The organism is Synechococcus sp. CCAP 1479/10, from assembly GCF_019038515.1.
Lineage (GTDB): Bacteria > Cyanobacteriota > Cyanobacteriia > PCC-6307 > Cyanobiaceae > Cyanobium.
Genome location: NZ_JAFKRJ010000025.1, coordinates 17,245 through 30,207, shown reverse-complemented (window position 1 = coordinate 30,207; position 12,963 = coordinate 17,245). Strand labels below are relative to the sequence as shown.

Here is a 12,963-nt window from a genome sequence, read left to right as displayed (position 1 = left end):
GTCCTGACGAACGAATCCTGGGAAGACGGGCCGCCGTTCATGGCTCGGGAAAATGGGAGTGGAGACTCCGGCAGAGGGACTGGGCGGAGCTGTCGGTCACGTCGCTGATCGAGGTCTTGAACGGGGCACCGAGAAAGCGCACGAGATCCCCTGGACTCCAGGCGATCGGCACACCCAACTGTTTCAGGGCAAGGGCGAGTTCCACCTGGTGATCGTCGACATGTTCCTGGTAGCGGACGCTGCGGGGCACCAGAATGAAGGGCTGCTCCAGTTCATCGAGCAACAGGACCGTTCCTTCCCCGCAATGGGCAATCACGATCCGAGCCTTTTCCACCAGGGCCCGAAAGGAGTCCTCCTTCAGCAACCGGTACACGGTGGTGCCGCTGGGGAGAAAGGTACAGGTGCCGTACTGAACAACGATCTCCTCATCGATGAGCTCCTGCTGGATCAGCAGCTCCATCCACTGCATCAGCCGGTTGAACGGGAACTGTTCCGTTCCCACGCTCACCAGGATCATGGTGTCCCCTTGTCCTGGACAAGTTCGGCGCGGGGATAGCGACGCTGCAGCTGGGGCCAGTGCACGTAGAGGATGTCAAGAAACGGTCGAACGAGCCGCGCCGAGAGGCTCAGGGTCTCGATGCGGGTCACGGACTCGATGAACACGGTCTTGCATCCGAACAGCTTACCGAGCAGAAGAAAGGGGACGGCCACGCCGGCACCGGTCGAAACGATCACGTCCGGCCGCTGGCTGCGGATCACCTGCAGTGCCAGCCCCAGGTTGCGCAGCAGATTGGGCAGGTTGCGGTTGGTGGGGCTGTGGGCCCATTGCACCGGCTCCCCGGCCAGCGCCGTTTCGGTGGTCGGCGTGCGGAAGGTGATCCAGAGATGGGGATGGCGCCCCCAGAAGTCGACCAGTTGCTGCAGGGCCTTGAAATGCCCCCCCGAAGAGCAGACCAGCAGGATCTTCATCGTCCCAGTTCCCCCTGCATGCGCCGCTTCTGGCTGGCGCCGGTGGAGCGCAGCATCCGGCCCTCCAGCCAGCGATAGGGACCCTCCGGCAACACCAGCAGCAGATAGGCCGCCACCAGGGTGATCAGGGTGCGCCGTGGTTCCTCCAGCAGCACCCTCCAGTCGGTGGCCAGGGATTGGTGCAGCAGGCGCACGGCCAGGGCGCCATCCCGCTGGCGGGTGGCCCGGCGCGCCAGGTAACGCAGCTGATAGGCCCGGGCCCTGGAGCCCCACTGGGCGATGAAATCGGGGTTGGTGGTTTCGGTCTTGAGCAGAACCCGCTCCCAGGTGGCGTACTGGTTCATCAGGTTGGCCGAGAGTCCGCCGTCGCTGATGCGGTAAAGCGTCAGGGCCTCGGGGATCCCCTCGATGCGCCAGTGGGTCTGGAGGGCGATCCGCAACCAGCACTCGATGTCTTCGGACTGACGGAAGCTGTCGTCGAAGAAGAAGTCTTCCTCGGTGCCATAGAGATTGGCGGTGAAGCGAATGGCAGCGAAGACCTCGCGGCGGATGACGACCGCGGAGCCATTGCCGATCGGATTGCGGCAGAAGACGATCTCCGGCGTGATGTCCTGCAGCCTCGGCATCTGGTAGATCCCGATCGGCCTGGAGTCCTCATCGATGAATCCGGAGCGGGAAAAGCTGACACCCACCTCCGGCCGCGCCTGCAGATGGGCCACATGGCGCTCCACCTTGGTGGGCAGCCACAGATCATCGCTGTCCAGAAATCCCAGGAACTCCCCCTTGGCCTGCCGGATGCCGGTGTTGCGCGCTCCGGCCAGGCCCCGGTTCTGCTGATGCACCACCCGAATGCGCCCGTCCTGGTACCCCTGGCAGATCGCCACCCCGTCATCGGTGGAGCCGTCGTTCACCACCAGGATCTCCATGTTGGGGTAGGTCTGGCTGAGAACGGATTCCAGGCTTTCCCTCACCGTGGCGGCGGAGTTGTAGAGCGGCATCACCACCGAGACCAGGGGGGATCGGCTCATGGAAGTGGCCTCACAGGCAGCGGGGCGTTGGCGAGAGCCATCATGGCCGTGCCCCGTCGCGGGGGCCACTGGGGCGGTGGAAGGGGGCCAGCAGCTGCCGGGCGAAGATGGCCAGGGCCGTGAGCACGGTACGGCGCGGCTCCTGCAGCAGGATCCGCCAGTCGGAGCGCAGGGAGCGCAGCATGAAATCGGTGCCGATGGCGGGCGCCCCTCCCAGCCGCAGGGAGCGCCGGGCCAGGTAGCGCAGGTGGATGGCCTGGGCCGTGGCGAAGTGGCGCGCCACCAGCTCCGGCGCATAGCGACGGGCTTCGGTGATCAGCCGCAGCCAGCCCCGCTCCATGCGCTGCAGGCTCGAGGAGAGTCCGCCGGTCGAGGTGCGGTAGTAGGTGAGCACCTGGGGCAAGCCGGCGATCTGCCAGCGGCCATCGCAGGCCACCCGCAGCAGCCATTCCAGATCCTCCGAATAACTCATGTCGGTGACGAATCCACCCACCGCGTCGAACACCTGCCGCCGCAGCACCCAGTTGGAGGTGGTGTTGGTGGGGTTCTCACAGAGAAAGTCCACCGGCCGATGCGATTCCCGGGGCAGGGCCGCCAGCAGGCCCGTGGGCGCCCCCTCAGGGGACAGGAACGCGACGCGGGCGAAACTCACGCCGACATCAGGATGGTCGGCGTGGTACGCCACATGCAGGCGCAGTTTGTCGGGATGCCAGAGGTCATCGGCATCGAGGAAGGCGATCAGGGGCGCACGGCTGCGCGCCACCCCGCGATTGCGGGCCATCGAGACGCCCGCGTTGGGCTGGCTCACCAGGTGCACCCGGGGATCGTCCCCGAACAGGCGGGACACGATGGCGCAGCTGTCGTCGGTGGAGCCGTCATCAACGGCGATCAGTTCCCAGTTGCTCAGGCTCTGGTTCTGCACGGAGCGCAGGGTTTGCTCGATGTGCGGCGCCGCGTTGTAGATCGGAACCACCACGGAAATGGCCGGCGTGTGCTGTCCTGCTGGGGCCGCACCGGCCGCAGACGTTTCGGGTTCATCGGTCTGCGCCATCGAACCCCCTACGAGGTATGGCTGGAGCGGTGGCCGCCCAGAAGTCGACGCAGGATGGCCCTGAAACGCCCCATCAGGGTGATCCGGATCATTCGCAGGCGTTTGGCGTAGTAATCGAACTGGTTGATGGTCGGTGGCTGACCCTCCTGGAAGTGGTTCAGCTGGCGCGCAGGCAGCACCTTGGATGTCCAGTCGATGGAGTTGATATGGCGAAACTGTTCGTGGCCGAAACGGGCCTGGAGCTTCTCCTTGATCTGGTCGGGCGTGCGGTAGGGGTAGTGGCGGTTGTAGAGGCGCTGCGAACAGGCTTTGGTGAGTCCATCGGGCCACTGTGGGGCCACTGCTTCGTTCCAGGGTTGATGGGGCTGGTTGCGGAAGAAGCGGTACTCCCGCCAGTTGGCGGAGTAGTAGCGGCGCCGTTCGGTGATGGGTCGGCTGGGTTCCAGCTGCTCGGCCGCCCAGTTCTTGTAATCCGTATCCGTGAAATAGAACTGAAGATTCCAGGCCGTCACGAAGTCGGCCCTTTCACGATTCGCCTTGGCCAGCACCTCTCTGGGGTTCCCTTCAAGGAATTCATCCCCATCCAGCCGCAGCCACCAATCCTGATCCGTCAGTTCGTGGTTGTATTTGTTGTAGACGATGGAGCGCATACCATCACGGAATGGAATAAGGAGTTGTTCCTCAATCACGATCGCTGGATACTGCCCTGCAAGGTTATTGACGGTTTCCCAGGTACCATCCGTGCTGCCGTTATCAAGAACAAAGATCCGATCGCAGAACGTCAGTGCATGATGCAGACAATCTGCAATGACATCGCCCTCATTCTTGATCAGGCAAATGGCGTAGATCTTCACGAGCGGATCGGGCGGACGGACGTCAGGCTTGGTTCTGATGGCAGCCGGAGCGCCATGGACGTGCTCCGGACCGGTGGCGGGAGTCGCGAGGCTTGAAGGCTTCCAACACCATAACCTCGCCTCGGGCGGGGCCCCAGTCACAGGCCAGCGGGCTGAGCGATCTGGATCCTTCGCAGCAGCCGTTGCCCCAGCATCAGGTAGATCGGTTGCAGCGTGAGATGGGCTGCTGCGACGGCGGCGGCGACGCCCAGGGATCCCCATGTCGTGCCGATCAGAATGGCCACGGTGAGTGCCACCGTGAAGGCCAGGTTCCAGAGCAGATCCACCTGGGGCAAGCCCACGGCGCGGAACAGCATCGCCGAGGCGTTGGCGAAAGGCCTGGACAGGGCCGACAGGCAGATCAGCATGAGAATCGGCACCGCACCCTCAGACACCCATTGCCGGCCGAAGACGATCGGCACATACAGCGGGGCAAGGCTGCACTGCAAAGCAACCACGGGCACGATCACCTTGGTGATGGTGAGCAGGTTCTTACGGAAACGCTCCTTGAGTACGGCGGGTTGACTGCGGACGTCACAGAAGTCGGAGTAGAGCGAGACCGACAAGGCATTGATCACGCTCAGGCTGAGACCGAGTCCGGCGTTGAAGGCGAAGTAGTACACCCCAAGCGCCTTGACACCGATGAAGCGGCCGATCAGGAGATAGTCCACATTCTCCCGGAAGGTGTTGAGCATCTCCACCCCAAGGATGCGACTGCCGAACTGCAGCACGGACTTCCAGCGCTTGAGCGTGAACGTCATCGCCGGTCGCCATGGCTCGAAGCGCAGCATCATCGCGACCCAGACGGGAGCCACCAGCAACCTGGGAAGCACAATCGCCCACATGCCCATCCCCAGCAGCGCAAAGATCCCCGTCATCAGGTTTTCGCTGGCGACGGCTGCGAGGTTGGTCATGCTGTAGAACTTCAGCCGATTCTTGCGACGCACCAGGGCCGACTGGACCATGGAGAGTGGATAGATCAGATAGCTGAAACTCACCACGATGATCGGCACGATCAGCGCGTTGTCGTTGTAGACCTTGGCAATGACAGTCGAACCAATGACTTGGATAAGAAACAGGCTGAATCCGATCAGCCAGTTCAGACTCCATGCCGTCTGACAGATCTCGCTGACCTCATCCGCATCGGCCTGCACGATCTTGTCGCCGATGCCGTTGCGTGTGAAGACTTTTACAAGTTCGCCGGAGGTCAGAACGATGGCCGCCAGGCCATAGTCCCTGGGGCTCAGCAGCCTGGCCAGCAGAACCGTGGCCACGAGTCGCGAGACTCGGATGCCCACCTCCCCCACACCCATCCAGCCGATGTTGCGGATGAATCGATCCTTCGGGATGAACCGTTTCAGGTTGCTGAGCAGGCGCATGAACGGTCAACCCCACGCTGGAGCTTCTATTGGCTCATCATGGCATCCGGGCATCTGACTGCAGTTCGTTTTGGTCGGCATCACAACACGGGCTGAAGCTCTGGCTGGGGAGTGCTTTTCTTCTCCTGCAGAGCCATTCCCATGATCACCATACCCGGCCAGAAAAGATAGACGAGGATTTCAAGATTCTCACCAAACGTGTACATGAAGAGGAGAATGATGATTCCCAGGCCCGCAGAGCCAAGTTGATAGTGGGGACTGGCCGCGCGGCGCAGCAGATCCACACCCGTTGCCAGCATCGGCACCGCAATAGCGAAGAATCCCACGATGCCCTTCACGAAAAGAACCCCGGCCCAGGTGTGATGGGAGCCGATGGCCATGTACTCCACCAGATGGGGGCCGCCTTCCACAACACCATGCCCCCAGATCGGAGCCTCAGTCTCCCAGCGGTGGAAGGCAATTCGCTTCAACGCAAAGCGAACACGGGTCGAGCCAGCCCGAGCCCCTTTGAAACCTTCCCAGTAGTCATTGATGGCGGTCAGAATGGTCGTGGCGAAGATCCCGCCCAGATAGGAGACCACCCCTAGTGATATCAGCATGACCGGTTTGCGGAGTCTGGAAACCACGAACGTCACGGACGGGATCAGGATGATGCAGAGCTGGGCCAGACGTGACTTGCAGACAAAGCACATGACGATCGAACCAGCGATCCCGAGCAGTTTCCATTTCTTGTCCTTTTCCAGGAGGCAAATCATGAAGTTGATGTTGCCCACAAACCCAAGGGCTGGCCCCCACGGTGCAAAGAGACGCCAGCGAAGATCACCTGTGCTGCCATCAATTTCGTAGAGAGGAACATCAAAGAACTCATTCCCCGGACCACCGACGGCCCTCAGTGGCGAGACGTAGAGGACCTCTGGAAGCCCCAAATTGGGGGTCAGCATCAGAAAAGGCATGATGAGCAGCGTATGCAGCCCGACGATGCAAATAGCACGGGTGATGATGCTGCTGCGAATCGGCAGGGCTCCGGCTAGCGGGTATAGGGCCAAGGCTGCCCAGCCCTTGGCCCAGCCAATGGTGGACTTGATGATCGCCCCCGTACCGAGGTTGAAATTCACATGGCCTGCAATCAAGGCAACTTCCATGACGATCATTCCGATAATCCAAAGCCAGATCACTGGAGAAATCGAAATCTCTTCATTCTCCTCTGGGTGATCCATGCGGGCCAGGATCTTGATCAGCAGACAACCCAGAAGTAGCCAGCACAGAACAGATCCCACCACATACAGCCCACCGACCAGCCAGATGGGGTACGTGCAGATAATCGACCACCACAGAAGACGCTCTGGCACGTTTCTCGGCTGAAGATCATCCTCAGAATGAAAGGCCTTGGAAAGAAGCGTCTTGAGTCCCAAAGAAGTCTCCTGGCTAGGTTGAAACCCAACGGCCGAGCCGCTTGATCCAGGGCTTGCGGATCCAAAGAATCCAGAGACCGGTCGTCGTCAGAATGGAACCAAAGGCTGAGCCAGCAAGAACCAATGACCGTTTTGGTGACGTCGCCTTTTCCGGCAGCGATGGCTCCACAGCAATCTGAATCAACGGGAACGCTGCAAAGATGTTCGCCTGACCAAGATCCAGTTTGGCCAGTGTGGAGGCAAACACGGCTTCTGCGATCTGCTCGTTTCGCTTCAGATTCTCCAACGACGACTGCCTCTGGGACATCAGCCTAAGCCGGTTCTCCAAAGAGCTGATCTGTTGATCAAGCTTACGAACTTGTGATGCGGCGCCACTCGCATCTGATTGGTAATTCACCAGATTCTGAAAGAGAGACTCGCGCCCCGAACTTGCACCCGTCAAGGCAAGTCGTGAGAGTGTCTGGGCGGATACAGGCCGACCAAGCAAGAGAGTGGCACGCTGATTCAAGGCTTGCATTGCCGCCTCTTGCCGCTTGATCTCTTTGAGAATTCGAGGATTATTTCGGCCGAACTTCGATTGTTGAACCTTGAGTATAGATGTGGCCTCGCTGTAGTCTTTTAAGTTCTGCTGGAAGATCTGATCCACCTGCAACTTGAACGCATCTGTGGCCTCGGATGGAGACAGCCCCAGGCTACGACTCAATTTCTGCAGTCGACTTTCAGCCTGCGATTGCTGAGCAGCAAGTTCGGCCCTTTGCTTGCGTAGTTGTTCAATATTAGCCGACAGAATCTCCACCTGTTCTGTCGATGTGAGGCCCGACTGGCGCTTGTATGCAGACACTTGCTTTTGGGCATTCTCAAGCTTCTGCTGCGTTTCCAGAAGAATCTTCTGTGCTGGACCTTGCCGTTGTTCGATCTCGCTGACACGCAGCTCATTGAGACGCTCTACCATGGCGTCATGCAATGCATTGGCACGCTTGCGAGCATCTTCAGGCGATGGACCGGTGGTATCAATCTGCATCAGCGTTGTATTATCAATATTCTTAATGCGCGGCTTGGCGAAGTCCGCTTTTGGAATATTGGCAAGCTTGGCAGCCCTTGCCAATACCTGCTCGCTAACGAAGATGAATTCATAGTTGGCTCGGGGATCAAATGTTGCCAAGCCAAGAGATTCATTTGATGCCGTAGCTTGACCAATCTCAGGCAGGCTTAGATTCACAGCGTTAGCGCTTCCAGGTAAAATCAAAGCCCATGAACTGGTGTAGACGGGCTTCGCCAGCAAGAGATAAAGAATGCTGGATCCCCAGATCAGGCCATTCGTACATGTGGAAACGAAAAGATAACGACTCCAGCGAAGCTTGTCCGTGCGACTCAGCTTTTTCCACCAACCCTTCGGATCCGGAGCCTTCAACCCCGGGATGTTTCGAAACTGCTCAGCAAACAGCCGGGTCGCCTTGCCCAAGGGTTCTTGCACGGCCTGCACCTTCGGCTTCAGGCGTCTGATGATGGGTGGAGCTTCTTTCACTCTAACTTAGGGAATGCTTCGATCATAAATCAAAACGGCGGGATTCAGGAACTGGGTAAAGATACTAAGTACGGCCTGGAAGTTTGTCATCTTGGAGTCATAACAGGCCACACCATCGTCCGCCATGAGGTAGGGGTTGTTGGCGTTGTCCGTCGAGGCACGAAGAAGATCTTCTACTCCCCGTTCGTAGACCGTCGTCTTGCCCGAGGCTCTTTCTGTTCGCACCAGGATGGCTTTGCGTCGCGCATTGGTGACCATGGTTCCACCTGCACAGTTCGCCGAGATGACGGCATGGGACAGGCGTGAGCCATAGGGAAAGTTCCTGGCCTGAGAGCCAATACCGGCAACAGAGTTCCCCGCCGCAGGAACAGTAAGATTGGAGATATTGATTTCAACCTCAGCGGGAGTGATGTGCGACGGGCGAACGATCAGTGGGTTCACGCTACCCGTGTCTGGAACAATCACTTGATCACCGGCAATCAGCGGGATGTCCTTAAATGGTACCCCCGTGAAGGCACCGGAGAGGTCTAACACTTGCCTTCGTGATCCTCGTTTCAACTCCACGGCGGTGACATCGGCGGTGGGAGTCACGCCTCCAGCACGACGCAGAGCCGTGGTGAGCATACGGTTGAGCGGGGCCTGCCCAGAGAGTTGAACAGGAGTCTGCGTCTGTTCGACATCACTCAACTCGTTGATCAACACGCGACCAGGCTGAAAAGCGGATCCGATCACGAAGACGGGAACCGGTGCCCACTGGACGACGCTCAGGCTGACCCTGAGGAAGGATGGTTGAAAGAAGCCCTGTTGCACAAGGGCTTGAGAGACACGCTTCTGCAGCTGTTCAGGTTCCAGGCCGACGGCTGAGATTCCCTTGAGATAGGGAAGCTCAAGTTCTCCGTTCAGATTGATTTCAAAGATTCCACTGAATTCTTCACCCTCAGGAATGGTCACCTTGACTCGATCACCGGGTGAGATCGGTAAAGCCTGAGCTGTACCGACTGTGCCAATACAGCAGGCCAGCCCAAGCAGCCAGCATAGGAACTTCGACATCTGTGTCGATTCGGAACAGTTTCCCCGATTGGCTTGTCGAATCAACCTTAGCGTATCCCTAGTCGGTGAGCCAGTGGGTTGTTCGCTGCGCAGGATTGAAAGGCTTCCATTCCATCGCTTGTTGATTCCCATCCCAAGCAGGCAGGGTCTCCTGAATGTGCATCCGCCCATCCCTTGGCGGCGCTGTCGGTCAACGGCCTTGATCTGCAGGATTTCGGGACGCGGCTTCATGCTGGGATGTTCAGCCTGATCCGATGAGCGCAAGCATCAGTTCGTCATCCAGGCCCATCAGGCTGCATCAGCAGTGATCAGAAACCTACCACCTGAGAGTTTTGTACCAGGGAGGCCTGGACTTCCACCTGAGCAGCTGGTTCGGCACCCCCTGGTTCGTGGCACTGTTTCCCCTCATCCTGGATTGGGGATCGGTCCGCCACCGTCTGCAACAGCAGGCCTCGGTGGCTGCACGCGGATCCATCCGCGTGATGGGTCCAGGTTGCCCGCGCTTTGCTCGGCTTCGCCCTAGTCCGCTTCAGCTTGCGAGCGACCTCCACAGCTTCCGGATGTCCGATCTCTCCCCGTCGCTGGCATGCCGACAGGATCATCTCTACGGGACGCCATTGCTTAACTGAACGGGGCCGGGAACGGGCAACACCCCAAAAGACACTGTTCAGCAATCCCTGATGTCATGTCGGGCCATACGGCCAATTGGCCAGGGCAACGCTGCTGATTCATGGCCCTGAGCTAAACTTCAGCGTGAAGGACGCTTGAGGCACAATGGTCAATATTGTGATTGTTGCCACCGCGAATTATCTTTGGGGTGCTGCAGTTACTGTCCGGTCCGCGTTGGAAGCCTGCAGTACCACCCTCAACGTTTATGTCATCAGCGTTGATCTATCCCCTGAAGATAAGCAGAAGCTCTTTGCCTCCTGGCAAACTGCCAACCTTGGCACCATCAAGTTTATAGACTTCGACCTTGGGCAGGTCGATAACCTTCGAAGCACGCTGCTCGTCAAGAGCAAATCCCCATATGCACGCTTCTTCATTCCCGAGTATTTGGCTGATGTGTCCCGCTGTATCTACTTGGATACGGATCTTATCGTCTGCTCGGATCTGAATGGCTTGCAGCTGCTCGATCTGCAAGGGAAATCGAGTGCATGTGTGATTGACGGTGGTATCGACACCCCGCAGCAGCAACAGCGCCTTCGCGAAAAGCTGAAGCTGGATAATCCTCAGCAATACTTTAACTCAGGGGTTATTGTCATGGATCTGGACGCCTGGCGAGAACGTCATATTCAATTGAAGGCTTTGACAATTGCCCAAGACAACTACGACTTGCTTGATCAGATGGATCAAGACGCCCTCAATATCGTTCTGGCGGATGACTGGTTGGTTCTTGATCCGAAGTGGAACACGTCGAAAGGCAAGGCGGATATCGGCTTTTCAGATGGAATCATCCATTTCCTAGGAAAAGTCAAGCCCTGGCATGCTGATTACTCCGCGAACTTCCAGGACCGATGGTTTGCTCTCCTGGATCGGACCGCATTCTCTGGCCAACGTCCGGTGAAGCTCATGGGTATCGGTGCCGCCTATCGTAAGTTTGTCCGTTCCATTCCAACCTTGGAGATGGTGAAGGGCAAGCTGCGGCGACTCTTGCGTTCTCAATGAGTCTGCCGTGTGCCTGTGCTCCTCACCGCCACGATACTGGCGGCCAGGATTCTCCCATTCGCTCGGATCTGTAGCCTTCCCTATCCTTTCGCCTGTCCAGCCATCCCTTGCAGGGCGGTCTGTGAGGATCCGGCTCTGTGCTGTGCTGATACGATGGCACAGGCTTTCATGCTATCGCTTCACTCTGGAAGCATTCTGGAAGCGCTCTGGAAGCATGCACAACGCGCCAGCCGTTCACGCAGCGTTACCAGAACTGTCTCTTTCTTCTGTAATCTCCCGTGCGCATTGGCCTGATCAACGCCTACAGCACCCTGAATCTGGGGGATGCAGCCATCTACAGCGCGTTTCGAAAGCTCCTGCCCGGTGTGGATCTGGTGGGCTGCGTTCAGGATGAGCGGCCTGATCCCACCCTGGGCGTCACTTTCCTGCCTGAGCGGCCCAGGAATTGTGAGGCCTACATCAGCGTTGGCGGCGATATCTTCAACAATTCTCGTGAATGGTTCGTCACCAAGGCGTTCCTCATGAACCTCGCCGAACTGAGGCATAGCGCCCGGCACACGTTTCTGTTCGGCCAGTCGATTCCTCGCTCCTGCCACGGCCTCAGCTTCTTCCTGCTGCAGCGCTACTTCAAGCGTCTGGCGGCTGTCTGTGTGAGGGATGCGGAAAGTCACCAGCGGCTCTGTGCTGCTGGGGTGCCCGCCAGGTTGTCTTTCGACATCGCCTTCGTCCTGGAGAGTTCTCCCCTTGCGGAGACAGCGGCGCGGCAATCTCTTGAACGTCTGGCGATTGATCCTGCCCAGGCCGCCGTGCTCTCTGTGCGTGGTTTTGACAGCATGTACGGCCACGACAATGATGCTTTCGTCGCCAGGATGGCCCAGCTCAGTGTTGAACTCTACGCTGCTGGACTCAGGCCCGTCATCCTGATCCAATCCGGTGCCTACGGCTCTGACAATGACCTTGAGGTGGCCGCCGCCATCCAGGCCCGAGCCCCCGGCACAGCCGTCCTCAATCCGTTTGTCGAACAGCCGGAAGTGCCGAGTTGGCAGCTTGCCATGGCCCTGTTTTCCCTGGTGGACATCGTGATCGCCGTGCGCTTTCACACCGCGGTTCTGTCACTGGCTGCTGGACGGGTTCCGTACCATCTCCACTACTCCAACAAGGGCAGGGACCTCTGCCGGCGGCTTGATCTGCCCGGTTGTGACCTGGCCAGCCTCGATCCCCCGTCGACCTTGCCGGCCATCCTTGCCACCCGTGGGCGCCTGTTCGCCCACGAGCCTGTCCGCGAGCAGGTTCGCCGCGATTTCCAGTGGTGCCTTGATCAGTTACCTGGCAACACCTGAAGAGATACCGCCAGCCCCACCGGGCTAGATTCACTTCATTTGGCTGTTCAACGATGTACGGGCTGGTCAACCGGGCCATCCAGCAGATGGTCACCACCCACCATGGGGAGGACATCTGGCAGCGCATCAAGGAGCCGGCTGATCTCCTGGATCTGGATTTCTTCTCCACCTACCAGGCCTATCCCGACGACGTGACCCATCGACTGGTGGCGGCGGCCACCGAGGAACTTGGCCTCTCGGGTGATCAGATCATGCAGGCATTTGGTGAGTACTGGATCACCTACACCGCCACGGAAGGTTATGAGCAGCTTCTAGAGAGCACGGGTGAAACCCTGCCGGAATTCCTGGATCACCTCGACAATCTCCACGCCCGGGCCGCCCTGGCCTTCCCTGAGCTGCAACCGCCCTCCTTCCGTTGCGAGCACCACGCCGACGCATCCATGCAACTGGAGTACCGCTCCAAGCGGAGAGGCCTGGCCCCCATGGTGACTGGCCTGCTGCATGGCCTCGGCAAGCGTTTCCGCACACCTCTGGCGGTCGACCAGATCGCCTCCCGTGACCAGGGTGATGCCACAGACCTCTTCCAGGTTCGCCTTGCTTCGCCAACAGACCCTGTGCTTCCCGAAGGCGGCATGAGGCACGAATGACGAC

Annotated in this window: 12 protein-coding genes; 3 read left to right on the top strand and 9 right to left on the bottom strand. The window is 59.0% G+C overall.

All coding sequences use genetic code 11. From position 1 onward, the window contains the following. Window positions 1-37 precede the first annotated feature (37 nt). From KUG39_RS07840 to KUG39_RS07800, 9 genes are all read right to left on the bottom strand, one after another. A complete protein-coding gene (locus tag KUG39_RS07840; RefSeq protein ID WP_216914149.1) occupies window positions 38-517 on the bottom strand; it encodes a glycosyltransferase in 480 nt (159 codons plus the stop codon). Next, window positions 514-969, bottom strand: a complete 456-nt coding sequence (gene pssD, locus KUG39_RS07835) for a PssD/Cps14F family polysaccharide biosynthesis glycosyltransferase (RefSeq protein ID WP_216914147.1) — start codon at window positions 967-969, stop codon at window positions 514-516. Before pssD ends, KUG39_RS07840 begins: the two co-directional genes overlap by 4 nt. Then, on the bottom strand, window positions 966-1,997 hold the full coding sequence (locus KUG39_RS07830) for a glycosyltransferase family 2 protein (RefSeq protein WP_216914145.1): 1,032 nt from the start codon (window positions 1,995-1,997) through the stop codon (window positions 966-968). Before KUG39_RS07830 ends, pssD begins: the two co-directional genes overlap by 4 nt. Before the next feature lie 40 nt (window positions 1,998-2,037). Beyond that, entirely contained in the window at window positions 2,038-2,973 is a 936-nt protein-coding gene (locus tag KUG39_RS07825; RefSeq protein WP_353617353.1) for a glycosyltransferase family 2 protein, read from the bottom strand. An 83-nt stretch (window positions 2,974-3,056) separates the two neighbouring features. Beyond that, window positions 3,057-3,902: a glycosyltransferase gene (locus KUG39_RS07820; RefSeq protein ID WP_216914141.1), complete on the bottom strand. Its 846-nt coding sequence runs from the start codon at window positions 3,900-3,902 to the stop codon at window positions 3,057-3,059. A gap of 137 nt (window positions 3,903-4,039) precedes the next feature. After that, on the bottom strand, window positions 4,040-5,320 hold the full coding sequence (locus KUG39_RS07815; protein ID WP_094585950.1) for a lipopolysaccharide biosynthesis protein: 1,281 nt from the start codon (window positions 5,318-5,320) through the stop codon (window positions 4,040-4,042). Between the two features lie 80 nt (window positions 5,321-5,400). Next, window positions 5,401-6,669 carry an O-antigen ligase domain-containing protein gene (locus KUG39_RS07810; RefSeq protein WP_353617639.1) on the bottom strand — a complete coding sequence of 423 codons (1,269 nt, stop codon included), beginning with the start codon at window positions 6,667-6,669 and terminating at the stop codon, window positions 5,401-5,403. Between the two features lie 76 nt (window positions 6,670-6,745). Then, window positions 6,746-8,257, bottom strand: coding sequence for a GumC family protein (locus KUG39_RS07805; protein ID WP_216914137.1), 1,512 nt, complete (start codon window positions 8,255-8,257; stop codon window positions 6,746-6,748). Between the two features lie 6 nt (window positions 8,258-8,263). Beyond that, window positions 8,264-9,538 carry a polysaccharide biosynthesis/export family protein gene (locus KUG39_RS07800; RefSeq protein WP_286193024.1) on the bottom strand — a complete coding sequence of 425 codons (1,275 nt, stop codon included), beginning with the start codon at window positions 9,536-9,538 and terminating at the stop codon, window positions 8,264-8,266. A gap of 543 nt (window positions 9,539-10,081) precedes the next feature. Between KUG39_RS07800 and KUG39_RS07795 the strand changes: the two genes are divergently transcribed. From KUG39_RS07795 to KUG39_RS07785, 3 genes are all read left to right on the top strand, one after another. After that, window positions 10,082-10,972, top strand: a complete 891-nt coding sequence (locus tag KUG39_RS07795) for a glycosyltransferase family 8 protein (RefSeq protein ID WP_216914135.1) — start codon at window positions 10,082-10,084, stop codon at window positions 10,970-10,972. A 278-nt stretch (window positions 10,973-11,250) separates the two neighbouring features. Continuing rightward, entirely contained in the window at window positions 11,251-12,312 is a 1,062-nt protein-coding gene (locus tag KUG39_RS07790; RefSeq protein WP_233133977.1) for a polysaccharide pyruvyl transferase family protein, read from the top strand. Window positions 12,313-12,365: 53 nt separating this feature from the next. Next, window positions 12,366-12,959 carry a heme NO-binding domain-containing protein gene (locus KUG39_RS07785; protein WP_190609282.1) on the top strand — a complete coding sequence of 198 codons (594 nt, stop codon included), beginning with the start codon at window positions 12,366-12,368 and terminating at the stop codon, window positions 12,957-12,959. Window positions 12,960-12,963 lie beyond the last annotated feature (4 nt).

What these genes read in the sequence shown, in the direction of transcription:
- pssD (WP_216914147.1), bottom strand. Translation starts at nt 969, where the DNA reads ATGAAGATCCTGCTGGTCTGCTCTTCGGGGGGGCATTTCAAGGCCCTG.
- KUG39_RS07815 (WP_094585950.1), bottom strand. Translation starts at nt 5,320, where the DNA reads ATGCGCCTGCTCAGCAACCTGAAACGGTTCATCCCGAAGGATCGATTC.
- KUG39_RS07785 (WP_190609282.1), top strand. Translation starts at nt 12,366, where the DNA reads ATGTACGGGCTGGTCAACCGGGCCATCCAGCAGATGGTCACCACCCAC.
- KUG39_RS07830 (WP_216914145.1), bottom strand. Translation starts at nt 1,997, where the DNA reads ATGAGCCGATCCCCCCTGGTCTCGGTGGTGATGCCGCTCTACAACTCC.
- KUG39_RS07800 (WP_286193024.1), bottom strand. Translation starts at nt 9,538, where the DNA reads ATGAAGCCGCGTCCCGAAATCCTGCAGATCAAGGCCGTTGACCGACAG.
- KUG39_RS07840 (WP_216914149.1), bottom strand. Translation starts at nt 517, where the DNA reads ATGATCCTGGTGAGCGTGGGAACGGAACAGTTCCCGTTCAACCGGCTG.
- KUG39_RS07795 (WP_216914135.1), top strand. Translation starts at nt 10,082, where the DNA reads ATGGTCAATATTGTGATTGTTGCCACCGCGAATTATCTTTGGGGTGCT.